Annotated in this window: 20 protein-coding genes and 1 tRNA gene; 10 read left to right on the forward strand and 11 right to left on the reverse strand. The window is 63.3% G+C overall.

Annotation, left to right across the window (positions count from 1 at the left end):
- Positions 1-90 precede the first annotated feature (90 nt).
- The 4 genes from HCZ87_RS12510 to HCZ87_RS12525 are packed head-to-tail and all read right to left on the reverse strand — an operon-like array spanning position 91 to position 5,240.
- On the reverse strand, positions 91-1,188 hold the full coding sequence (locus HCZ87_RS12510) for a glycosyltransferase family 2 protein (protein ID WP_167644126.1): 1,098 nt from the start codon (positions 1,186-1,188) through the stop codon (positions 91-93).
- A gap of 1 nt (position 1,189) precedes the next feature.
- Entirely contained in the window at positions 1,190-3,568 is a 2,379-nt protein-coding gene (locus tag HCZ87_RS12515) for a glycosyltransferase family 2 protein (protein WP_167644128.1), read from the reverse strand.
- Positions 3,568-4,212 (reverse strand): sulfotransferase, encoded by a 645-nt coding sequence (locus tag HCZ87_RS12520; protein ID WP_167644130.1) that lies wholly within the window; start codon positions 4,210-4,212, stop codon positions 3,568-3,570. The genes HCZ87_RS12515 and HCZ87_RS12520 overlap by 1 nt, the downstream gene beginning before the upstream one ends.
- The gene (locus HCZ87_RS12525; protein WP_167644132.1) at positions 4,209-5,240 is read right to left on the reverse strand and encodes a glycosyltransferase family 2 protein; all 1,032 of its coding nucleotides are present in this window, start codon (positions 5,238-5,240) and stop codon (positions 4,209-4,211) included. The genes HCZ87_RS12520 and HCZ87_RS12525 overlap by 4 nt, the downstream gene beginning before the upstream one ends.
- 202 nt (positions 5,241-5,442) lie before the next feature.
- Here HCZ87_RS12525 and HCZ87_RS12530 point away from each other — a divergent pair, with 202 nt between their 5' ends.
- The 7 genes from HCZ87_RS12530 (at position 5,443) to HCZ87_RS12560 (ending at position 13,868) form a co-directional block, all read left to right on the forward strand.
- Positions 5,443-6,435, forward strand: a complete 993-nt coding sequence (locus HCZ87_RS12530; RefSeq protein ID WP_254868631.1) for a MoxR family ATPase — start codon at positions 5,443-5,445, stop codon at positions 6,433-6,435.
- Positions 6,435-7,703 carry a VWA domain-containing protein gene (locus HCZ87_RS12535; RefSeq protein WP_167644134.1) on the forward strand — a complete coding sequence of 423 codons (1,269 nt, stop codon included), beginning with the start codon at positions 6,435-6,437 and terminating at the stop codon, positions 7,701-7,703. Before HCZ87_RS12530 ends, HCZ87_RS12535 begins: the two co-directional genes overlap by 1 nt.
- A 122-nt stretch (positions 7,704-7,825) precedes the next feature.
- Entirely contained in the window at positions 7,826-8,854 is a 1,029-nt protein-coding gene (locus HCZ87_RS12540) for an XdhC family protein (RefSeq protein WP_167644135.1), read from the forward strand.
- Positions 8,851-9,852 (forward strand): molybdopterin-binding protein, encoded by a 1,002-nt coding sequence (locus HCZ87_RS12545; RefSeq protein ID WP_167644137.1) that lies wholly within the window; start codon positions 8,851-8,853, stop codon positions 9,850-9,852. The genes HCZ87_RS12540 and HCZ87_RS12545 overlap by 4 nt, the downstream gene beginning before the upstream one ends.
- Before the next feature lie 130 nt (positions 9,853-9,982).
- The gene (locus tag HCZ87_RS12550) at positions 9,983-10,468 is read left to right on the forward strand and encodes a (2Fe-2S)-binding protein (protein ID WP_167644139.1); all 486 of its coding nucleotides are present in this window, start codon (positions 9,983-9,985) and stop codon (positions 10,466-10,468) included.
- Positions 10,469-10,619: 151 nt separating this feature from the next.
- Positions 10,620-12,998: a xanthine dehydrogenase family protein molybdopterin-binding subunit gene (locus HCZ87_RS12555; RefSeq protein ID WP_167644140.1), complete on the forward strand. Its 2,379-nt coding sequence runs from the start codon at positions 10,620-10,622 to the stop codon at positions 12,996-12,998.
- Between the two features lie 84 nt (positions 12,999-13,082).
- Positions 13,083-13,868 carry a xanthine dehydrogenase family protein subunit M gene (locus HCZ87_RS12560; RefSeq protein WP_167644142.1) on the forward strand — a complete coding sequence of 262 codons (786 nt, stop codon included), beginning with the start codon at positions 13,083-13,085 and terminating at the stop codon, positions 13,866-13,868.
- A gap of 76 nt (positions 13,869-13,944) precedes the next feature.
- Here HCZ87_RS12560 and tpiA read toward each other — a convergent pair whose 3' ends face one another.
- From tpiA to rimK, 6 genes are all read right to left on the reverse strand, one after another.
- Positions 13,945-14,685 (reverse strand): triose-phosphate isomerase, encoded by a 741-nt coding sequence (gene tpiA / locus HCZ87_RS12565; RefSeq protein WP_167644144.1) that lies wholly within the window; start codon positions 14,683-14,685, stop codon positions 13,945-13,947.
- Positions 14,686-14,843: 158 nt separating this feature from the next.
- Positions 14,844-15,200, reverse strand: coding sequence for an iron-sulfur cluster assembly accessory protein (locus HCZ87_RS12570; protein ID WP_167644146.1), 357 nt, complete (start codon positions 15,198-15,200; stop codon positions 14,844-14,846).
- A 72-nt stretch (positions 15,201-15,272) separates the two neighbouring features.
- The gene (locus HCZ87_RS12575) at positions 15,273-15,635 is read right to left on the reverse strand and encodes an SUF system Fe-S cluster assembly protein (RefSeq protein ID WP_167644148.1); all 363 of its coding nucleotides are present in this window, start codon (positions 15,633-15,635) and stop codon (positions 15,273-15,275) included.
- Between the two features lie 143 nt (positions 15,636-15,778).
- Positions 15,779-16,051, reverse strand: a complete 273-nt coding sequence (locus HCZ87_RS12580) for a hypothetical protein (RefSeq protein WP_167644149.1) — start codon at positions 16,049-16,051, stop codon at positions 15,779-15,781.
- Entirely contained in the window at positions 16,051-16,941 is an 891-nt protein-coding gene (locus tag HCZ87_RS12585; protein WP_167644151.1) for an SPFH domain-containing protein, read from the reverse strand. The genes HCZ87_RS12580 and HCZ87_RS12585 overlap by 1 nt, the downstream gene beginning before the upstream one ends.
- A gap of 97 nt (positions 16,942-17,038) precedes the next feature.
- Positions 17,039-18,454 carry a 30S ribosomal protein S6--L-glutamate ligase gene (gene rimK / locus HCZ87_RS12590; protein WP_167644153.1) on the reverse strand — a complete coding sequence of 472 codons (1,416 nt, stop codon included), beginning with the start codon at positions 18,452-18,454 and terminating at the stop codon, positions 17,039-17,041.
- A gap of 70 nt (positions 18,455-18,524) precedes the next feature.
- Here rimK and tgt point away from each other — a divergent pair, with 70 nt between their 5' ends.
- The 3 genes from tgt (at position 18,525) to HCZ87_RS12605 (ending at position 22,982) form a co-directional block, all read left to right on the forward strand.
- Complete coding sequence (tgt, locus tag HCZ87_RS12595; RefSeq protein WP_167644155.1) at positions 18,525-19,655, forward strand: tRNA guanosine(34) transglycosylase Tgt; 1,131 nt, start codon at positions 18,525-18,527, stop codon at positions 19,653-19,655.
- Positions 19,656-20,067: 412 nt separating this feature from the next.
- Positions 20,068-22,476: an endopeptidase La gene (lon, locus tag HCZ87_RS12600; RefSeq protein WP_167644157.1), complete on the forward strand. Its 2,409-nt coding sequence runs from the start codon at positions 20,068-20,070 to the stop codon at positions 22,474-22,476.
- A gap of 431 nt (positions 22,477-22,907) precedes the next feature.
- Positions 22,908-22,982, forward strand: a tRNA-Val gene (locus HCZ87_RS12605).
- Between the two features lie 74 nt (positions 22,983-23,056).
- Here the strand turns inward: HCZ87_RS12605 and HCZ87_RS12610 are convergent.
- The coding region (locus tag HCZ87_RS12610; protein ID WP_254868632.1) for a site-specific integrase at positions 23,057-23,753 on the reverse strand (697 nt) is incomplete at its 5' end.

Below are 23,753 nucleotides of genomic sequence, written 5' to 3' on the forward strand. Positions count from 1 at the left end.
CTTCATCGGAATCTCCTCGTTCATCCTGCCGAGAAAATTCTACTTCCGCATCCCCTTAAGATCGGGGGGGATTACCGGGGCGCATTGGCGTTAGGTTTCGGGATCGGGATCGGGGGCCGTGGGGTGTTCGGTTTTGAGGATCCGCAGCTGGTTGCGTCCCAGGTTGGCAAAGCCGGTGAGCGTGCGGCCGGAGAGCTCGCTGATCGGGCGTGAGGGCGGGGTCATCATCAGCCGGGCAAAAAGCGCGCGGTAAGGTTCTTCGCGCATGAGCGACATAAAGCGATCCTTGCGCCATTGCACTGCCTGATCGTGCAGCTGCGCCAGTTGGTCGTCCTCCAGGAACATCGCAAGGATGGCGTCGCGGGTGGGGCGGTAGCGGGCGATGCTGGTGTCCTCGTCGGTGTTGAAATTGCGCTCCACCCAATAATCCACATCCAGCATGTGATCGCTGTGCACGGCACGGCCCCGGGCGGCCTTGAGGATATAGCTCTCCATCGCGCCCAGCGGATAATGGTTGAGCTGCGCCAGCTGGTAATTGTCCTGGCGGTAGTTGGAAAACAGCCGCTTGGTCTTGAAATCACCCATCAGTTCGCGCCCGGCGCAGTCAAACCAGCGAAAGCCCTCCAGCGCCGCCTCGTCCTTGACGCTGCGGGGGCGGTGGACGCCGATTTTGCGGTAGGTGCCGTTGTTGCGATAGAGCGTCTTGAACATTGAGGCGCGCCAGGGCCAGTACATGATCGCGGGCGCGGCGCGAATGAAGCGGTCGCTGACCATTTCGCCCTGATAGCGCACCTGATCGGCATTGCCGAAGAGCCGCCATGTCAGGGTGATCGCATCCGCCTCCGGCAGGGCCTCCAGCAGGTCTGTGATCTGGCCCTTGCCGGTGTGGATATTGACGAACTCATCCACATCCAGCGACAAGATCCAGTCAGCACCTTTGGCGAGCCGATGCTTGTCGGCCTTTTTCAGCGCGGTGAACTGGATGCCGCCCTTGTCATAGGGGCCGTCGTTGCGCATGTGGGCGAGGTGGCCAAGCGCGTCGAGCCGGTCCAGAATCTCTGTGGTGGGGTCGTCGCAATCGTTTGAGAACACAAGAAAATCCGTGATCCCCACCGCCTTGTGATGGGCCAGCCACTCCAGGAGGTAAGCCGCCTCGTTGCGGACGGTCATGACGGCCAGCGTGCGCATGTCAGCTCTCCAGATCCAGCGAGAGCGCCCAGGCGACGCGCTCGCTCGCAGTGAGGTCAATTTCCAGCGCCTGGCTGTAGAGATCCTCGAATTCCGGGGTGGCGTGCAGCTCTTCGGCCTTGGCGCGATGCCAGGCCAGAGCCGCGTCGTGCAGGCGCTTCAGCTCGGCGTCCTGCATCAGGCGCGCCATTTCGGCCTCCAGCCGCGGCAGGTTGCGCTGGATGGTGACGTCCTGGTGGTCGTTCCAATCCATGCGGATCCAGTAGTTGAGCCCGATCGAGCGCTCCACATGCAGGGCGCGGCCACGCTGGCGCTTGATCAGATAGCTCTCGGCCGAGCGCAGCGCGTAGTGATTGAGCTGCACCAGATCATAGCCGATGGTCTTCTTGGAGCTGCGCCAGCTACGCTCCAGCGTCTCATTGGTGATATCCTTGCCGGAGCCATTGACCCATTTGACCTCGGTCGCGCGTTCGGGAACCAGCTTGGTGGGCCGGTGGCAAGAGATTTTCTGATAGGCGCCGCTGTTCTTGACCATGGTTTTGAAGCCCCAGACCGTATGTGGCTTGGGGCAGAACCTCGGCGCGCAGCGATCAAATTGCGCGATCACCGGCTGATCCGCCAGTCGGGTGACGCCGTTGTGGCCAAACAGCCGCCAGGTCATGGCGACGGCGCTGGCATCGGGCACCCGGGCGCGCAGATCCGCGAGCGTGCCATTGCCGCAGCGGATGTTGATGAACTCGTCCACGTCGATATGGATCAGCCAGTCGGCCTTCTGAATGAGCGGTTCCTTCATCGCCTGATTGAGCGCATATTGCTGCGGCGACGGGCCTTTCCAATTGTCGTTGTTGCGGTGCTGGACTATGCCAAGCACTTGTAAACGGTCCAGAATTTCAGAGGTGCCGTCGGTGCAACCGTTGCTGTAGATCAAGAAGTGATCAACCCCGATCATGCGGTGATAGGCGATCCACTCCAGAATATAGGGGGCCTCGTTTTTCATGCAGCCGACAATCACCGTACCGCTGCTGCCGGTGGCAGGCGGGGTGGGCGCGGCTTCGGCAAAGGGGGGCAGCAGGATGTGTTCTTCGAGCTGGCCAAGGTCATTGTGGGGCTTGAACGAGGAGCCTTGCAGCGCCTCGAATTTCTGTACCGCCGCGGCGGAGAGCAGCCGTTGCGCCGTGGGCGAGAGCGCGGCAGGCGCTTTGGCCGGAGGCGCCGCGCGGCTCTGAGGGGGCGTCTGGGCGCTGTCCTTTTGCGCGGCGCGTTCTTCTGCGTTTGCGGATTGGATGCGGGACCAGAAGGCCAGCAGATATTGCGAGGCGCGAAACCCCAGCGTCGGATCGGCTTCCTGCCAGCCCTGCGCCTGCCCGCCGCTCCCTTCTGGTGGGAGTTCAAACATCGAGGCAGGCAGATCCGGTTGCGCGGCACAGAGCCTTGCGTTGTCCTCGGCAAAATACTGGCCCACAGGGCTGAGCGTTTCCGGCGCGATCGGCGCGCCGCCAACCTGCATATCCAACAGCATCTGACGCCAGAGCTTGCGTGGCAGAAGATGCTCGCCTCGCGCCAGCACCTGCAACAGCAGCGCGTTGAAGAGCCGCGCGCGCGTCAGCCAGGCGGCGGCAGGGGGGGCGGATCTGCGCACGGCCTTTGCGCGGCCGATCTGGCCGGGAATGTCAAAACAGCTCAGCACCTCGCGGGTGAAATCGGCGCTCTCGAACATCGCCGCGTCATAGGGGCGAAACCTCAGCGTGCCGCGACCAAAGACCTCTTCCCAGACCCGTTGCAGCGCGCAGAAATCCAGCCAGAAGGGCGCCGCCTGGTTTTCCTCGAATAGGCCCGCCTGCGGCGCGATCACCGGCGCGGTATCGCGCGCCGCCTGCCACCAGCTTTCGGCCCCAAGCAGCGCAAGATCGCGGCTCAATGGTGCAGCACGGCCCTCCAGGATCTGATCGGCATAGACCTGCGGCAGCATTTGCATCTGCGAGTCGATATGGGCGACGATACGAATGTCGCTGGAAAACTCTTCCAGCAGTGCCTTGAGGCGGCGCAGCTCGCTCGGGCGCGATAGCTGGGTGCCGAGCTGATGAGCGCTCAGGATCAGGACCTCGGGCTGATGGGTGGCGATATCGCGCCGCAGCGCCGCGATCAGCGTCTCGCGCAGCTCGGTCTGTTTTTCGACCGGTCCCTGGCCCCGGCTGTGGCGCAGCGGATCCACGTGGTCGGGATCCGTGACCGCCATGAACAGCCGCGTATGGTTCTTGCCACCGGCGGCCTGCGGCACCAGGATCTTGCGGCTCAACAGCTGCGCGCGCTTATCGCTCAGCACCGCTTGCAGGCGGTCAGAGGCGGCTTTGTGCAGCCCGATATGAAGATAGATCCGCATCAATCAGGCGCTTTCCGGTTTTTCCTGGCGGTGTCACCGCCCTTGTTGACATTGGCACGCCCCCACCAGGGCATTGGCCGCCCCAGAAAATCCGCCAGCCGCTGCTGCGCATCCGGGGCTGCCACGTCGAGCTCCAGATAGAGCGGATCATCGCGGAACCAATGCGCCAGCGCCTCGTAGTGGCCATCAATCCAGATCATCTGCTCGTCGATGCCATGGCCGTATCCCTTGGGCATGCCAGGGACCTGCGCGCGCGGCAGCCGCCCGGTGCCGAGGTTGTTCCAGCGCATGATGGAATCGGCCAGCTCCTCGGTGTCCCGGCGGGTGGCGACAAATCGCAGCTTTGGATGCAGGCGGCGCAGCGCCAGCAGCATCGCATGATCGCCCTGCGGCCAGATCGACTGCCCGCCGTGGATAAAACTCACCTCCGCCAGCGCATCATAGTCGCGCAGGAGGGCGAGCGGATCGCCGTGCCGATAAAGCCCGTCATACATAAGTGTGCCGACAAAGCACCGCTCCTTGTCCTCGGCGTCAGCCGTCTTGATCCGGTGATCGGCGACCCGGTAGCCTGCCGCCTTGAGCGCGTGATGCAGGGTGGTGGTGCCGGATTTCGGCAGGCCGAGATTGATGACCTGAACACTCATGCGCGCACTCCGAGTTTTTCCAGCAAGGCGGTTTCCTGCGGGGGCAGGGGCGGAGCCTCCTGCAACTGCCGGCGCATGTCCTGATAGGGCGCCTGCGCCATCAGCGCATCGCGCCGGGCGATATGGCGGGCGACGCAATCAGCGTGCAGCCGGGCGATCTCGGGGTCCGATTTCAGCGCCGCCAGCTCCCGCTCCAGCGCGGGCAGCATCCGCAGGATGGATCTGTCCTCCCAGGCGGCATCATTGCGCTCGCGCCAATAGGTGGCATCAAAATCGCGATGTTCGCGGTTGACATCGCCCCTGTCCGTCTTGACCAGATAGCTGTCGAGCGAGCGCAGCGCGTAGTGGTTGAGCGTGGCATGCGTGCGCGCGCCCTTGGCCGGAAAGCGGCGAATGCGGCGCGGATTGGCTGCCACCAGGAATTTATGCGGCACCTGCCGCCCGCTGCCATCGCTCCAGCGCGGTCGTGCCTCGGCTTGCGTGTTCTTCTTCATAAAGGGGCGATGGGCGCCGTAATACCCAAGCGGGAAATCACGCCGGGTGAGGGATTTGACCTCCACTGCCGTCTCGCCGCACCAGACGTCAGGATTATGGCTCTGGCAAAACTGCGCGATCACCGGGCGGTCCTCGAATTGTGTCACACCGGCATTGGCAAAGAACTGAAACGTCACCGAGATCGCCTGCGGGTTGTCGCAGGCGTCGATCAGCGCCGGGATGCTATGATCGCCCACATGGATATTGAGGAACTCATCCACATCAGCAATCCACAGCCAGTCTGCATCCTTGACCACGCTTTGATGGGCGCAATCTTTCAACGCTTCCATCTGATAGGCGCGCCCCTGCGCCGGATTGGGCAGATGGCTGACGCCGCCCCGCGCCGCCAGCGCATCCAGCAGCGCATCGGTGCCATCGGTGCAATCATTGGAATAAAAAAGGAAATCCGTGACCCCGATCAGCCGGTTATAGGCGATCCATTCCAGCAGGAAGGGGCCCTCGTTCTTGACGCAGGTCACCGCGGTGATGCGCATGTCTGTGCTTCCTTTTCTGCTCCGCCCGCCCGCCAGTCCGCCCGCCAGTGTCTGCCGATCTTGTCGCATTGCGGCGGGGCGGGCGTCAATCGCTGCCAATCCCTGTGCGGTGGCCTGTTGCAGCATCTCTCCTTGGCAACAGAATGGCCGCTTGGGGGCAACAGCTTGACGAATGCGGCTCTGCGTGGCCTCTTGAGCCTGAATGAGGGAGGCGGACATCATGGGCCAGCAGGGCGAGTTTTCATCCATCGACGCGGTGCAGGACCGGCTCGCCGAGGTGGGCTATGTCTGCGGGCGGGCGCTGGCGACGGTGGTGTTCCTGGCCGCGCGCCTGGGGCGGCCGCTGTTTCTGGAAGGCGAGGCCGGTGTCGGCAAGACCGAGATCGCCAAGGCGCTCTCTGCCGTTACGGGGCGGCGCCTTATCCGGTTGCAATGCTACGAGGGGCTGGATGCGGCGAGCGCCGTCTATGAATGGAACTTCGCCGCCCAGATGGTGGCGATCCGCACCGCCGAGGCGACAGGCAGCGCCGACCGCCGCGCGCTACAGGCGGAGCTCTTTTCGGAAGACTACCTGATCGCCCGCCCCTTGTTGCAGGCGATGCAGCCGGACGAGCGGGGCGCGCCGATCCTGCTGATCGACGAGCTTGATCGCACCGATGAACCCTTCGAGGCCTTTCTGCTGGAAGCGCTTTCGGAGTTTCAGGTCACCATCCCCGAACTCGGCCCGATCAAGGCGCCGGAGCCGCCCATGGTGGTGCTCACCTCCAACCGCACCCGCGAGGTGCATGACGCGCTGAAACGCCGCTGCCTCTATCATTGGGTGGACTACCCGGATTTCGACCGCGAATTGGAGATCCTGCACGCCCGCGTGCCCGAGGCCGCCGAGACCCTGAGCCGCGAGGTTGTCGCCTTTGTTCAATCCCTGCGCAGCGAGGATCTGTTCAAGAAACCCGGCGTGGCCGAGACCATCGATTGGGCCAATTGCCTCCTGGCGCTGGATGTGGTCAGCCTCAGCCCCGAGGTGATCGCTGACACTCTGGGTGCGATCCTGAAATATCAGGACGATATCGCCAAGCTGCAAGGCTCCGAGGCCAAGCGCATTCTGGATGCGGCCAGGGCCGAGCTGGCGGAGGGAGGAAATGCGGTTTCATCTTTTCTCAAATATCCCGGGGGTCAGCGCCCCCGGCGGCTCTGATGTCCACCCTGCCGCCACTCACCCTGCCAGAGAACCCCAGGCTGGTCGCCAACCTGACCCATTTCGCCCGCGCCCCGCGCAAGGCGGGCCTGAAGGTGGGCACCGGTCGGGTGCTGGATGCGGTGGAGGCGGTGGCGGCAGCGGGATTTACCTCGCGGCGGGATTTTTACTGGGTGCTGCATGCCTGTTTCGTCTCCCGCCCCGAAGAGCGCGCGGTGTTTGCGCAGGTGTTCCGCCTCTATTGGCGCGATCCGCGCTATCTGGAACATATGATGGCGGCGATGCTGCCCGCGATCCGCGGCGTGCAGGAGGAGCGCGCCGCCAAACCCGCCGAGAAACGCGCCGCCGAGGCGCTGCTGGACGGGCAATTGCCGGATGATCTCCCGGAGGGGGAGCCCGAGGGCACGGAGATCGAGATCGACGCCAGCCTGACGCTTTCGCCCGAGGAACGGCTGAAGACGCTGGATTTTGAACAGATGAGCACGGCGGAGATCGGCGAGGCCAAGCGAATGCTGGCGCGGCTGACCCTGCCGGTGAAGCCCCTGAAAACGCGCCGCCATCTGCCGTCGGCGCAAGGCGCGCGGGCGGACTGGCGGCGCAGCATACGTGCCGCCTGTCGCAACGGGGGCGAGCTGCAACGGCTTGCCTTTACCGCACCCGTGACACGTAATCCGAACCTGGTGGTGATCTGCGATATCTCTGGCTCGATGAGCCAATACAGCCGCATGGTGCTGCATTTCCTGCATAGTGTCGCCAATGCCCAGCGAACACCGGGGCTGCGGCGGCGGCAGGGATGGGGGCGGGTGCATGGGTTTACCTTTGGCACCCGGCTGACCAATATCACGCGCCATTTGCGCCAGCGCGACGTGGATGCGGCGCTGGCCACCGCCGGGGCGCAGGCGCAGGACTGGCAGGGCGGCACCCGCATCGCCGCCTGCCTGCATGCGTTCAACCGCGATTGGTCGCGCCGGGTGATGGGGCAGGGCGCGGTGGTGCTTTTGGTGACGGATGGGCTCGACCGGGATGCGCCGGAGGATCTGGCGCGGGAAATGCAGCGGCTGCATCTGTCAGCGCGCCGCCTGATCTGGCTCAACCCCTTGATGCGCTGGGAGGGGTTTGCCCCGCGCGCCCAGGGCATCCGCGCCATGCTGCCGCATGTGGACAGCTTCCGCGCTGGCCATAACATCGCCTCGCTGATGGCGCTGGCCGAGGTGATCTCTCGCCCCGAGGACAGTGGCGAAAAGGCGCGGCTGATGGCGATGCTCTGACAGCTGGGCAGTCCCCGCAGTCGAGGATCTGCGAATTCGCTTTAATTTGTTCTTGAATGTTCGCCCCTTAGCGCCAAGTTTGAACCCAGATCCGTAACCTCTCTGGCACCGGGAAACCCGCTATGACCACTGGCACCGATGGGGCGACGCCGCCCCGCTCTGATACGCAGGCCGACACCAACCGGTTTGACAAGGCACCCGAGCTGGCGCTGGCCTGGCATCGCGACGGCATCGGTGCAGTGCTGGCCACGGTGGTGGAGACCTGGGGCTCGGCGCCGCGCCGCACCGGCGCGCAGCTGGTGGTGGGCGGCGATGGCCGCATTGAGGGCTCGGTTTCCGGCGGCTGCGTCGAGGGCGCGGTGATCCTGGAAGCGCAGGAGGCACTGGCGACGGGGCAGCACAAGCTTCTGGAATTCGGGGTCAGCGACGAGGATGCCTTTGCTGTGGGGCTGGCCTGTGGCGGCACCATCCGGGTGCTGCTGGAGCCGGTCGGCAAGACGCTGGAGGAAGAAACCCTGGAGGCGCTGGTGCTGGCGCGGGCCGAGCGCCGGGCGCTGGCCTATGAGGTCGACCTTCGGACCGGCGCGGGGCATCTGGTCAATGCGGCCTCCTACCCGGCACGGATGCGGCTGGATCAATCCGGCATCATCGGCGAGGATCAGGCCTTTGTCGGGGTGCATAATCCGCCCCTGCGGCTGATCGTGGTGGGGGCGGTGCATATCGCCCAGGCGCTGGTGCCGATGGCGCGAATCGCGGGCTATGATTCGGTACTGGTCGAGCCGCGCGCCGCCTTCGGCTCTGCCGCGCGCTTCCCGGGCGAGACGATCCTTGAGGATTGGCCCGACGAGGCGGTGGCAAAGCTGGGGCTGGATGCGCGCACCGCGCTGGTCCTTCTGACCCATGACCCCAAGCTGGACGATCCGGCATTGCAGGCAGCGCTTGGGGCGGAGTGTTTCTATATCGGCGCGCTGGGCTCCAGCCGCACCCACGGGCAGCGCAAGCAGCGAATGATCGCAGCGGGCTTCAGCCAGGATGATATCGCCCGCATCCACGGCCCCATCGGACTGGACATCGGCGCCGCTGGCCCGGCGGAAATCGCGGTGTCGATTATTGCCGAGATGACAGCGGTGCTGCGGGGCAGGGCGACATGAAATTCGGCCCCGTCCTGCTGGAGGCGGCCGAGGGTTGCCTGCTGGCCCATTCCCTGCAAGGGGAGACCCGCCGCGTCGCCAAGGGCACGCGGCTGGGCGCGGCGGATCTGGCAGAGCTGCGCGGTGCGGGCTTTGCCGAGGTCATCGCCGCGCGGCTGGAAGCGGGTGATCTGCATGAGGATATCGCTGCCCGTATCCTCGCCGAAGCCCTCGCGCCCGAGCCCGCCGCGCTGGGCCTGCGGATATCTGACGCCGGGGCAGGGCGTGTGAACCTGCATGCGACCAAGGCTGGCATCACCCGGGTGAACAGCACGCAGATTATCGGGGTCAATGGGGTTGATCCGATGATCTCGGTGGCGACCGTGCCGGATTATCACCGGGTCGATGCCGATGGGATGGTGGCCACCATCAAGATCATCTCCTACGCGGTGCCGGAGGCGCATCTGATCCGGGCAGTGGCGCAGGCGGCGCAGGCGATCCGGGTTTTGCCGCCGATCTATCGCTCGGCCACTCTGATCGAGACCCGGGTGACCAAAGAGCCACCCAAGGACAAGGGGCGGGCCGCCATGGCGGGGCGGCTGGACCGGATGGGGCTGACGCTGAGCGACCGGGTGGTGGTGCGGCATCAAACGGCTGATATCGCCGAGGCGCTGGGCAAGGCCCCGGGCGAGGTGTTGTTCATCCTCACCGGCTCTGCCACCTCGGACCCGATGGATGTGGCACCCGAAGCGCTGCGGTTGGCGGGGGGCAGCGTGACCCGCTTTGGCATGCCGGTGGATCCGGGCAACCTGTTGTTTCTTGGGCAATTAGGTCGGAAACCTGTGATCGGCCTGCCGGGATGTGCGCGCTCTCCGGCGCTCAATGGGGCCGATTGGGTGCTGGAGCGGGTGATCTGCGGGCTGAATGTCAGCTCTGACGATATTGCCGCCATGGGCGTGGGGGGGCTGCTCAAGGAGATCCCCACCCGGCCACGCCCGCGCCGCCCGGAGGACGTCTAAGGCGCCGACAGGGCTCCCGGACGCCGTTCTTTTGGCGATTGCCCTTGTCGCAAAAAATCCTCGCGCCATTTGAAAGCGCATGGTTAACTGATCTCAGCCAGATCAAAGAATTTAGCCAAGGGAGGAATTTATGACAAAAGTCTCCATGACCGTGAACGGCAAGGCCGCGAGCGGCGAGGTCGAGGGGCGTACATTGCTATCGGCGTTCCTGCGCGAGACATTGGGCCTGACCGGCACCCATGTCGGTTGCGACACCAGCCAATGCGGTGCCTGTGTGGTGCATGTGGATGGCAGGGCGGTGAAATCCTGCACCATGCTGGCGCTGGAAGCCGAGGGCGCCGAGGTGGCCACCATCGAAGGCCAGGCCGCGCCCGATGGCACGCTCAATGCCATTCAGGCGGCGTTTCAGGAACATCACGGGCTGCAATGCGGTTTCTGCACCCCGGGCATGGTGATGTCTGCGGCAGCACTCCTGAAGGAGAACCCCAAACCCACCGAGGCGGAGATCCGTCACTATCTGGAGGGCAACCTCTGCCGCTGCACCGGCTATCACAATATCGTCAAGGCGATACTGGCGGCCTCGGGGCAGGATGTATCGGCCATCGCGGCGGAATAGGCCGCCAAAGCTGCAAACCAGCCCGCCGGATGTGGGCTGTGACGTGAACCCGTGACAATCCTGCGGACCGAACGGTCAGACCGCGCAAAGGAAGAGGAGCCTGCCCGCGGCCCACATGACCCGGCCCGTATTTCTGGGAGGAGAGTGGATTATGCCCAAGGATATTGACGCCAAGGAGCGCGGCATCGGTGCCGCCACCAAACGGCGCGAGGACGTGCGGTTCCTGACTGGAACCGGCAATTACACCGATGACATCAACGTAAATGGTCAGGCCTATGTGTTCTTCCTGCGCTCGGATATGGCGCATGGCAGGATCACCAGCCTCGATACCGCCGCGGCGGCAGAGATGCCCGGCGTGCTGCGCATCTTTACCGGCAAGGATTTCGAAGGCGTCGGCGGTCTGCCCTGCGGCTGGCAGGTGACGGACCGTTTTGGCGAGGTGATGCAGGAACCGGCACATCCGGTTCTGGCGCAAGGCAAGGTGCGCCATGTGGGCGACCCCATTGCCGCCGTGGTGGCGGAGACCCTGGAACAGGCCCGCGACGCCGCCGAAGCCATTGAGCTGGACATCGAAGAGTTGCCCGCCGTCATCGACATGAAGGCGGCGCTGGAGGACGGCGCGCCCAAGGTGCATGACGATCTGACCTCAAATCTTTGTTATGACTGGGGATTTGTCGAGGAGAACAAGGAGGCGGTGACCAAGGCCTTTGAGGAGGCGGCGCATGTGACGACGCTGGAGCTGGTCAACAACCGCCTGATCGCCAACCCGATGGAGCCGCGCGTGGCAGTGGGGGATTTCAACCGCGCCACCGGCGACAGCACGCTTTATACCACCAGCCAGAACCCGCATGTGATCCGCCTGTTGATGGGGGCATTTGTGCTCGGCATCCCGGAACACAAGCTGCGGGTGGTGGCGCCGGATGTGGGCGGCGGCTTTGGCACCAAGATCTTTCACTACGCGGAGGAGGCCTTTTGCACCTTTGCCGCCAAGGCGCTGAACCGGGCGGTGAAATGGACCGCCTCGCGCAGTGAGGCGTTCATGTCCGACGCCCATGGCCGCGACCATGTGACAAAGATCGAACTGGCGCTGGACGCCGATAACAACTTTACCGCGCTGCGCACCGATACCTACGCCAATATGGGGGCGTATCTCTCGACCTTCGCGCCCTCGGTGCCGACCTGGCTGCATGGCACGCTGATGGCGGGCAATTACAAGACGCCGCTGATCTATGTGAACGTCAAGGCGGTGTTCACCAATACGGTGCCGGTGGATGCCTATCGCGGGGCCGGACGGCCCGAGGCGACCTTCCAGCTGGAGCGGGTGATCGACAAGGCGGCGCTGGAGCTGGGCGTCGATCCTATTGCGCTCCGGCGGCAGAATTTCATCACCGAGTTCCCCTATGCCACGCCGGTGGCGGTGGAATATGACACCGGCGATTACGTGGCGACGATGGACAAGCTGGAAGAGGTCGCTGACCTGGCCGGTTTTGCCGCGCGGCGCGCCGAGAGCGAGAAAGCTGGCAAGCTGCGCGGGCTGGGGGTGAACTGCTATATCGAGGCCTGCGGCATTGCGCCTTCGCAGCTGGTTGGCCAGCTGGGCGCGCGGGCCGGGCTTTATGAGAGCGCCACGGTGCGGGTCAATGCCACCGGCGGTATCGTGGTGATGACCGGCAGCCACAGCCACGGGCAGGGGCATGAGACGTCGTTTCCGCAGGTGATTTCCGAGATGATCGGCATCCCCGAGGATATGATCGAGATCGAACATGGCGACACCGCCAATACGCCGATGGGCATGGGCACCTATGGCTCGCGCTCGCTCGCCGTGGGGGGCTCTGCCATGGTGAAGGCGACCGAGAAGATCATCGCCAAGGCCAAGAAGATCGCCGCCCATCTGATGGAGGCGTCAGATGCGGATGTCGAGCTGAAGGATGGGCAGTTCTCGATTGCGGGCACCGATAAATCCGTGGCCTGGGGGGATGTGACCCTGGCGGCCTATGTGCCGCATAACTATCCGCTGGAGGAGATCGAGCCGGGGCTGGAGGAGACGGCATTCTATGACCCGTCAAATTTCACCTATCCGTCGGGCGCCTATGCCTGCGAGGTGGAGGTGGATCCGGAGACCGGCAAGGTCAGCATCGAGCGCTTTGCCGCGGCGGATGATTTTGGCAATATCGTCAACCCGATGATCGTCGACGGTCAGGTGCATGGCGGTATTGGTCAGGGCATCGGTCAGGCGCTTCTGGAGGGCTGCGTCTATGACGAGGATGGGCAGCTTCTGTCCGCGAGCTTCATGGATTACGCCATGCCGCGGGCCGATGATGTGCCCTTCTATCAGGTGGATCATTCCTGCCAGACGCCCTGCACCCATAACCCGCTGGGGGTCAAGGGCTGTGGCGAGGCAGGCGCGATCGGCTCGCCGCCGGCGGTGGTCAACGCGGTGGTCAATGCGCTGCGCTCGGCGGGCAAGGATGTGACCCATATCGACATGCCGCTGTCGCCCGCCCGGGTCTGGGCCGCGATGCAGGGATAGAGGGTGGCGGCGGGGGCCAGCCCCCGCACCCCCGGGATATTTGAGAAAAGATGAAAGCCGGTTGGTTTTCAGGGAGAACATGCGATGTATGAGTTTGGATTTACGCGGCCCACGAGTGTTGCCGATGCGGTGGCTGCTATGGGCGAAGAGGATGCGCAGGCGCTGGGCGGGGGGCAGACCCTGATCCCGACGCTGAAGCAGCGCCTGGCGATGCCGGTGACATTGGTGAGCCTGAGCGGCATTGCCGAGATGCAGGGGATCCAGAGTGGCGACGGGCAGCTGGTGATCGGCGGGGCGACGCGTCATGCGGATGTGGCTGCGGGCGCCGGGGCCTATCCGGCGCTGGCGGCGCTTGCGGGTGGTATCGGCGATCCGGCGGTGCGCAACCGTGGCACCATTGGCGGATCATTGGCCAATAACGACCCGGCCGCCTGCTATCCGGCGGCGGCGCTGGCGTCTGGGGCAACCATTGTCACCAACCTGCGTGAGATCGGTGCGGATGAGTATTTCCAGGGGATGTTCACCACTGCGTTGGAGGACGGCGAGATCATCACGGCCGTCAGGTTCCCGCTGCCGGAGGCGGCGAACTATCAGAAGTTCCTTCAGCCCGCGTCGCGCTTTGCCATGGTGGGGGTCTTTGTGGCGAAATTCGCCGATGGGGTGAGGGTCGCTGTCACCGGGGCGTCTGAAGAAGGTGTGTTCCGCTGGGGGGAGGCCGAGGCGGCCTTGAGCGCGAATTTCACCGCTGATGCAATCTCGGGCCTCAGTGTGCCTGCTGACGGGATGATTGGTGATATTCACGGCAGCAAGTCCTATCGCGCGCATCTGGTCGGGGTGATGACCAAACGCGCCGTGGAGGCTGCTGCTTAACCCTGCGGCAAGCGCTGCGACAAGGAGACAAGGCGCAGGATATGCGCCTTGTCTTGGTTGTCTCGGGGGCTGCCGCTCAGCTTGCGGCGAGCGCCGTGATGATGGGGGTGAAATCCGCGGCCTTGAGGCTGGCACCGCCGACCAGCGCGCCGTCGACATTGGCCACGCCAAAGATCTCTGCCGCATTGCCCGGCTTTACCGAGCCGCCATAGAGCAGCGGGATATCCTGGCCGATATCGCCGAAGCGCTGCACCAGCGCGTCGCGCAGGCAATCATGCACCTCGGAGATTTGTTCGAGCGTCGGGATCTTGCCGGTGCCGATCGCCCAGACCGGCTCATAGGCGACGACCAGATTGGTAGCGCTGACAACATCGGGCAGGGAGCCTGCCAGCTGCATACCGACCACCAAGAGGGTCGAGCCCGCCTCGCGTTCCTCCAGGGTTTCGCCAATGCAGACCACCGCCGTGAGACCCGCAGCAATGGCGGCCTCGGCCTTGGCGCGCACGGTGTCGTCGCTTTCACCGTGATCGGCGCGGCGTTCGGAGTGGCCCAGGATGACATGGGAGGCGCCCGCGTCGCGCAGCATCTCGGCGCTGATGTCGCCGGTATGGGCGCCCGATGCGGCGGCGTGGCAATCCTGACCGCCGATGTGGATCGCCCCGGCCTGGGTCGCCGCGCGCGAGAGCAGCGTGGCGGGCGGGCAGATCAGCACCTCGACATCCGCAGGCAGATCGCCCTGGGCCAGGGTCTCCAGCTCGGCGAGGCTCGCGCCGGTGCCGTTCATCTTCCAATTGCCTGCTGCGAGTTTGCGCGCCATGCCGCACCCTTTCTGTTGTTGTGTTGCTTGCCCTTGGTGGTAGCACCGGCGATGGCGCCGGGCAATCAGAACGGGGTCTTGCTGGCGGCCCTGCCCATGAAAAAGGGCCCGCGTGGGGCCCTGATCAGAATGTGCTGTGATGGCGTTGTTTCGCGCGCTTATTGGCCGCCAACCTTGAAGGAGATCGACTCGCCGCAGCCGCAGGCGTCCGCGACATTGGGGTTGTTGAACTTGAAGCTCGATTCCAGCAGCGTCGTTTCATAGTCGATTTCGGTGCCAAAGAGGAACATCTGCGCCATTGGCGCGATCAGCACCCGGGCGCCGTCCTGTTCGACGACTTCGTCGTTGGGGTCGGGCTGGTCGACATATTCCATGGTGTATTCCATGCCCGCACAGCCGCCTTTCTTGACGCCGATACGCAGGCCCGCATGGCCCGCGCTCTCCATCAGCTTGGAGATCTGCGCGGCGGCGCGGGGGGTCATGGTGACAGCTTGTTTGCCGGGGATGGCGAACATGGGAGGGCTCCGTTTCTATGTCCTCCTAAAGGTAAGGAGGACGCATGGGTGCGACAAGGGGCGGGCTGTGGATTACATGAAGCCGAGTTCGAGGCGGGCCTCGTCGGACATCATATCCATGCCCCAGGGCGGCTCCCAGGTGAGTTCGACATCGACGCTTTTGACACCATCCACGGGCGAGATCGCATCGACGATCCAGCCGGGCATATCGCCTGCCACGGGGCAGCCGGGCGCGGTCAGGGTCATGATGATTTTCACGTCGTTTTCGTCTGAGATATCAACGGTGTAGATCAGTCCCAGCTCGTAGATGTTTACCGGAATTTCAGGATCATAGACAGTGCGGCAGGCATCGACCACCGGCTCATAGAGCGGATGGGACACGGAGGAGGGCGCGATCAGGGGCGCGCCTTCGAGCGGTTCGGATGCTTGGGTCATTGGGGCCTCGGTCAGGGTTTCTGACGGATTATATAGGGATTATGGCGGGCGGGGTCCAGTGGGGGCGTGCCGGAGGAGGCGAGCAAGCCTGCGAGGGACGCTCCCCCTCGCGCGCCCCGAGGTATTTCGGGCAAGGTGAAAGCTCAGTCGTTGATGTCCGTATCAAAGGTTTTGACCTGGCCCCTGGGCAGAGCAAAGAGGCGTTTGAGCAGGAGCCAGGCGGCCAGCGACAGGGCCGCGAAGAGCAGGAGCAGGAGCGGCAGCGAGGGGGCCATACCGATCAGGAGCAGGACTGCCGCGCCCGCGGCACCGATGGCAAAGCCGAGAAAGATGAAGCCCGGCGCGAGGATTTCGATGATCGCCAGCGTTAGGGCCAGGGCGCCCCAGATCCACCAGAGGGACCAGAGCGCGCTCATCAGGATTTGCCCTTCAGCATGTTGAAGGCATTGCCGAAGGCCTCCAGCGCGTTGGCGGGCACCAGGATGGTTTGCTTGCCGTCGCCGGTGCCAAGCGCGTTGAGCGCCTCGACCTGTTTCAGGGCGACCTGGTATTGCGCGGCGGCGAGGCCGTTTTCGGCGATAGCCTTGGCGACCGCCTCAGTGGCGTAGGCTTCGGCGTCGGCCTGAATACGGCGGGCCTTGGCGGTTTGCTCGGCGGCATAGAGATCGGCATCGGCCGCGAGTTCGACGGCGCGTTTCTTGCCTTCGGCCTCGGTCACCTGGGCGCGGCGGGCGCGCTCGGCGTTGAGCTGTTGCAGCATGGCGTCGCGGGTGGCCTGATCGAGGTTCACGTCCAGGATCTCGGCGCGGGTGACCTCGATCCCCCAGTCGTCCACCGCGCTTTCGACGCTGTGCTGGATCTGGCCGATCAGCTGCGAGCGGTTGGATTGCACCTCGTCCAGATCCATCTTGCCGATCTCGGCGCGCACGATCCCGGCGACGGTTGTAGCGATGGCGCCGTCTACGTCACGGATCCGGTAGACGGTCTTTTCCGGCTCCAGAATGCGGTAAAACACCGAGGTGTCGATCTGCACCAGCACGTTGTCGCGGGTGATGGCGTCCTGGCTGGCATTGGGCAGCTGGCGCTCCAGGATGGAGACCTTGTGGCGCACAATATCGAGAAACGGCACGATAAAGTTGATGCCGGGACCCAGCACCGCGCGCAGCCGGCCAAAGCGTTCGACCACGAATTTTTCCGATTGAGGGACGATGCGCACGCCCTTCAGAACCACGAGGATCAGGAAGACCGCTCCGAGGATGAAGAGGATATTGCTTGAGAGCGCGTTGGTCAGGTCTTGTTCGGTCATGGGGCAGCATCCGGGATGAAGAATGGGATGCGAAGAGCGTTCCCCCCTGGCGCGTCGCGGGTCAAGGGGGAAAGCCATGTCATTTCGCGCAGAGCGCCTATTCCGCGGTGCCCTCCAGAGCCTTGCGGCTGCGCAAGGGGGTAGGGCGCACATTGGCTTCGATCTCGTCGTGGATCAGTGAGGAGATGTTTTTCGCGGAGGTCTTCTCGATCCCCTCCAGCCCCGGCGAGGAGTTCACCTCCAGCACCTTGGGACCACTGTCGGAGCGCAACAGATCAACGCCCGCAACGCCAAGGCCGAAGCATTTGGCGGCGCGGATCGCGGTCATCCGCTCTTCCTTGGTGATGCGCACCGAGACGGCGCTGCCGCCCAGATGCAGGTTGGAGCGGAAATCCCCCTCGGCGCCGGAGCGTTTCATCGCTGCCACCACCTTGGAGCCGATCACGAAACAGCGGATATCGACCCCGGCGGCCTCTTTCACAAATTGCTGCACCAGAAAGTTGGCCTTGAGGCCGCGAAAGGCGGTGATCACGGAATCGGCGGCCTTTCTGGTTTCCGCCAGCACCACGCCCTTGCCCTGGGTGCTTTCCAGCAGCTTTACGATCAGCGGCGCGCCGCCGACGATGTCGATGAGCGCCGAAGTGTCCTTGGGCGAGGCGGCAAAGGCGGTGGGGGGCATGCCGATCTTGGAGCGCGCCAGCAACTGATGCGCGTGCAGCTTGTCGCGGCTGGCGGTGATGCCCTCGCTGCCATTGATGCAATAGGTGCCGAGGGTTTCGAACTGGCGCAGGAGCGCGGTGCCATATTGGGTCACCGATGCGCCGATGCGCGGAATCACCGCGTCATAGCGGGGCAGGCGTTTGCCGTCATAGTGGATTTCGGGCGCCAGCGCGTTGATCGACATATAGCAGCGGGTGGTGTCGATCACCTCGACCGTATGGCCACGCTTTTCGCCTTCTTCCACCAGCCGTCGGGTGGAATAGTTGTTTTCCCGGCTCAGCACCGCGATGCGCAGGGCGCGGTTGGGCGCCTTGCGGCGGATCGCAGGGGTGGCGTAGACGGAATAATCCAGCTCCGGCTGGCAATAGCGCTCGGCGGGCACCACGGCGATGGTTTCGTTCAGCGCTTGCCGTCCCAGCAGCATATGCAGCGCCATGCCGCGCCGATCCGTCAGCGTAACCTCGACCGGCCAGGTCTCGCCGCCGATCTCCAGGTTGGTTTCGATCACATAACGCATTTCGCGCTCGCCGTTAGAGGAGGCCACCTCGCGCCGGTCCTTGATCTCCGCCGAGCAGGGGATCAGCAGATCTTCGCGTCCCGGAATCGGATGCACGGTGAATCGCACCTTGGGGGCCTTTTGCGGGCCGAAGGTTTCGATATCGGTCGCATGCAGCGCAGAGGTCCGCGCACCGGTATCTACTTTCGCGCGCAGGGCAGGCAGGCCAAGATCCGGCAACCGGACCCATTCCTCCCATCCAAGACGCAGGGCTGGTTGGGGGTCATCTGTGGACATAGGAGCGCCTCCTTGGCATTAGGTGTGAATCACCACCGGGGTGATGCGCAGACTGACGCAGGAACATCAGATGGCAGAGCTTTTCAACTTTGAAATGACGGCAACGGACGGCAAAGCGAGAACCGGCGTGATTCACACGCCGCGTGGGGATATTCGCACGCCCGCGTTCATGCCGGTGGGCACCGCCGCCACGGTGAAGGCAATGATGCCCGAAAGCGTGCGCGCGACGGGGGCCGATATTCTCCTGGGCAATACCTATCACCTGATGCTGCGCCCCACCGCAGAGCGCATCGACCGTCTGGGCGGCTTGCACAAGTTCATGAACTGGGACCGCCCGATCCTGACCGATAGCGGCGGATTTCAGGTGATGTCGCTGGCGGGGCTGCGCAAGCTCACGGAAAAGGGCGTGACCTTCAAATCCCATATCGACGGCTCCAAGCACGAGCTGACGCCCGAACGCTCGATGGAGATCCAGCGGCTGTTGGGCTCTGACATCGTGATGTGTTTTGACGAATGCCCGGCGCTGCCGGCGGATCGTGACCGCATCGCCGAGAGCATGCGCCTGTCGATGCGCTGGGCGGAACGCTCGCGCGAGGCCTTTGGCGACCGGCCGGGGCATGCGCTTTTTGGCATCATGCAGGGCGGGCTGGAGCGCGACCTGCGCGAAGAAAGCGCCGAGGCGCTGAAAAACATCGGCTTTGACGGTTACGCGGTCGGTGGCCTTGCGGTGGGCGAGGGGCAGGCGGCGATGTTTGACTGTCTGGATTACGCGCCCGACATGCTGCCGCAGGACAAGCCGCGGTACCTGATGGGCGTGGGCAAGCCCGATGATATCGTCGGCGCGGTGGCGCGGGGCATCGACATGATGGATTGCGTGTTGCCGTCGCGCTCGGGTCGTACCGGGCAGGCCTTTACCCGCCATGGTGTGGTCAACATCAAGAACGCCCGCCATCAGGACGATCCGCGCCCGCTGGACGCCGACTGCGGCTGCCCGGCGTGCAGCAAATATTCCCGCGCCTATCTGCATCACGTCTTCAGGGCGAACGAGATGATCTCCGGGATGCTTTTGACCTGGCATAACCTGCATTACTTTCAGGACATCATGGCGGGCATGCGCGAGTCAATCGCGGCGGGAACATTTGACGCCTGGCAGAAGGATTTTCACGCAAACCGCGAGATGGGCGATATCGAGCCGCTCTGAGGCCGATTTGCCGGGCGTGCGTCGCGGCGGGAGTGCGGCGGTGGTCGCGCTATGCGAGAACCTTGCGTCACTATTGCAGCTTTTGCATGCAATGTTGCCTTTTCCAAAGGTTACCGTCGGGTTACGCGTGAAAGCGGGCGCTGCATTTTTTGCGATCGATGCCTGATTTTTCCGCTGGTTTTGCCGCAGATCCGGCGCGTGGTGCAGGCTGCTTCCCGGATCGTGATTTCCAGCAAAGTGAAGGCAAAGTGCCCTTGTGGTCCCCTGCGGGGACGGGCATGCTCTTCACAACAGCATGTGGCGGCTGGTTGAAAAATATTAACCGGCTGACCAGATAAAGACAGTCAAAGAGGAGATGACCGTGGCTGCCGAATCCGGGGCCGGGCCGTCTTGCCAAGAAAAAGGACCGAGTATGCAAGAGCCTCTCAATTCCTCCTACCCCGTTCTGCCGTTGCGCGACATCGTGGTCTTCCCCCACATGATCGTGCCGCTGTTCGTGGGCCGGGAGAAGTCGGTGCACGCCCTTGAAGAGGTGATGTCCGACGACAAGCAGATTCTCTTGTCCAGCCAGGTTGACCCTTCCGAGGACGACCCGGATCAGGACGGGATCTACCGCACCGGCGTGCTGGCCAATGTGCTGCAACTGCTGAAACTGCCCGATGGCACCGTCAAGGTGCTGGTCGAAGGCCAGCGGCGGGTGAAGATCACCGAGTTTCTCGACAATGACAGTTTCTTCGAGGCCCGCGCCGAGGCGCTCTCGGAGATGCCCGGCGATGTGACCACCACCGAGGCGCTCTTGCGCACTGTCGGCGACGAGTTCGAGCGCTATGCCAAAGTGCGCAAGAACATCCCCGAAGAAGCGCTGACCGCCGTGGGCGAGACCACCGAGCCGGCCAAGCTGGCGGATCTGGTCGCCGGTCACCTCGGCATCGAGGTGGACCGCAAGCAGGAACTGCTGGAAACCCTCTCGATCAGCGAGCGGCTGGAAAAAGTCTATGCGCTGATGCAGTCGGAACTCTCGGTGTTGCAGGTCGAAAAGAAGATCAAGACCCGCGTCAAAACCCAGATGGAAAAGACCCAGCGCGAATATTACCTGAATGAGCAAATGAAGGCCATTCAGAAGGAGCTGGGCGACGGCGAGGACGGCGCTGGCGAAATCGCCGAACTGGAAGAGAAAATCGCCGGGACCAAGCTCTCGAAGGAGGCCAAGGAAAAGGCCGAGGCCGAGATCAAGAAGCTCAAGAACATGTCGCCCATGTCGGCCGAGGCCACCGTGGTGCGCAACTATCTCGACTGGATGCTGTCGATCCCATGGGGCACCAAATCCCGTGTCAAAAAAGACCTGAACCGCGCGCAGGAGATCCTCGATGCGGATCACTACGGGCTGGAAAAAGTCAAGGAGCGCATCGTCGAATATCTCGCAGTGCAGCAGCGCTCGGCGAAACTCAAGGGGCCGATCCTCTGCCTCGTCGGCCCTCCGGGCGTGGGTAAAACCAGCTTGGGTAAATCCGTTGCCAAGGCAACCGGGCGCGAGTTCATTCGCATTTCGCTCGGCGGTGTGCGTGACGAATCCGAGATCCGCGGCCACCGCCGGACCTATATCGGCTCGATGCCCGGCAAGATCATCCAGGCGCTGAAAAAGGCCAAGACCAGCAACCCGCTGATCCTGCTCGACGAGATCGACAAGATGGGCCAGGATTTCCGGGGCGACCCGGCGAGCGCGATGCTGGAGGTGCTGGACCCGGAACAGAACGCCACCTTTGTGGATCACTATCTGGAGGTCGAATATGACCTTTCCAACGTGATGTTCCTGACCACGTCGAACAGCTACAACATGCCCGGCCCGCTCCTGGACCGGATGGAGATCATCCCGCTCTCGGGCTATACCGAGGACGAAAAACGCGAGATCGCCAAGCAGCACCTGATTTCCAAACAGGTCAATAACCACGGCTTGAAGGCCAAGGAGTTTGAACTCTCCGACGAGGCGCTGACCGATATCATCCGCACCTATACCCGCGAGGCGGGGGTGCGGAATCTGGAACGCGAAATCGCCAAGGTGGCGCGTAAGGCGCTGACCTCCATCGTCAAGAAAGAGACTGAGAGCGTCAGCGTAACCCGCGACAATCTCGACGATTTCCTGGGCGTGGCGAAGTATCGCTATGGTCTGGCAGAGATGGAGGATCAGGTCGGCGTGGTGACCGGGCTGGCCTATACTTCGGTCGGCGGCGAGCTTCTGTCGATCGAGGCGCTGCGCCTGCCGGGCAAGGGCCGGATGAAGACCACCGGTAAGCTCGGCGATGTGATGAAAGAATCCATCGAGGCCGCGAGCTCTTATGTGCGCTCCGTTTCGCCGCGTCTGGGCATCAAGCCGCCGCGATTTGACAAATGGGACATCCACGTGCACGTGCCCGAAGGGGCCACGCCCAAGGATGGCCCCTCGGCGGGTCTCGCGATGGTGACTTCCATCGTTTCCGTGCTGACCGGCATTCCGGTGCGCAAGGACATCGCCATGACTGGCGAGGTGACCCTGCGCGGCAATGCGCTGGCCATTGGCGGCCTCAAGGAGAAACTGCTGGCCGCACTGCGCGGCGGGATCAAGACCGTTCTCATCCCCAAGGAGAACGAGAAGGACCTGCCGGAGATCCCGGACAACGTCAAAGAAGGGCTGGAGATCATCCCGGTCGAAAACGTCTCTGAGGTGTTGAAGATCGCGCTGGTGCGTACGCCCGACCCGATTGAATGGGACGAAGAAGCCGAAGAAGCCGCCGCCGCAGCCGCCGCGCTGAAAAGTGGTGACAGCAGCGGCGCCACGGCCCACTGACCGTCGCGTATCTGCTGAAATCAAGGGGCGTCCCAATTTGGGGCGCCCTTTTTCGTGGAGCTGGTCACCTGGGCAAATTGCCCCCCACTGCGCCTTAGGCCAAGCATGCTGCACGCTGGATTGGCAACGCAATGCGAGGCTCTGCCTCGCGCTCCGGGATATTTCTCGTTAGAAGAAGCAAGGATGCCGCCCTTCTTCTAACTCCAAATATCCTGGGGTGAATTGGCCCGAGGCCAAGAGGGGCAAAGCCCCTTTCCGTTCTGCTCTGCCGCGTGTGGGCGAGACGAGCTTGTTTTCGGGCCGGCCACTTGCGAACTCTGTGCTATCGCCCCCTCCGCGAGAGGCCATAGAGGAAAATTCCGATATGGCGCAAAAATCTGCATGCGCCCCTCTTGCGAACTGCGAAAGCTGCAGGTAAACACCGGCCTCACGGGTGATTAGCTCAGTGGTAGAGCGCTTCGTTCACATCGAAGATGTCAGGAGTTCAAATCTCTTATCACCCACCACTTTTCCTATTGAAATCATTGATATTTTCGAAGTTACTGCACTTTATTGCAAAGTGCGCCTTGGTTCATTGAACCTAGCGGCACGCTTTCAAGTTCATGAAGTCCAGGACATTCACGGCGTCGCTCATGTGTTCTGGCAAATATCGTCCGTAAGTCGAGAACGTGACGGCTGTATTGCTGTGGCCGAGAACTTGGCTCACTTTTTCCAGCGTGACGCCGCTGGCCAGCATTGTCACAGCAGCTGTGTGCCTGAGATCGTGGATCCGCACATGCCCAACCTTTGATCTGGTCACGGCACCCTGAAACCCTTTGCGGATCGACTTGATCTGTCCGCCGGCATACTCAACGACATACTCAGATAGTGCGGCACGGTAAGCCACATCCAGCGCGGCGCGGGTACTAGGATTCATCGGCACTACGGCTCGTCCTTTCCTGGTCTGGGAATCTTCGAGCCGCAGATTGATGGTCCCTCGGTCAAAATCGACACGATCCCATGTGAGGTCCAGAACGGCGCCAACCCTCCCTGCGGTTCCGAGAAGCAGGATGAGAGCGAGTCTGATGTGAGGCTCGATCGCGCCATCTATCAGTGCGCGGGCTTCGCCAGCGGAGAGGATGCGCTTGTCCGTCTGAGGTTTCGCTGGGCGCCAGATCTTCGGAGAGGACTCGATCATTCTTGTATCGCAAGCGAACCTTAGGTAATCCCCCCCGATCTTAAGGGGATGCGGAAGTAGAATTTTCTCGGCAGGATGAACGAGGAGATTCCGATGAAGA

It is taken from the genome of Phaeobacter sp. HF9A (assembly GCF_011806385.1).
In the GTDB taxonomy this organism is placed as follows: Bacteria; Pseudomonadota; Alphaproteobacteria; order Rhodobacterales; family Rhodobacteraceae; genus Epibacterium.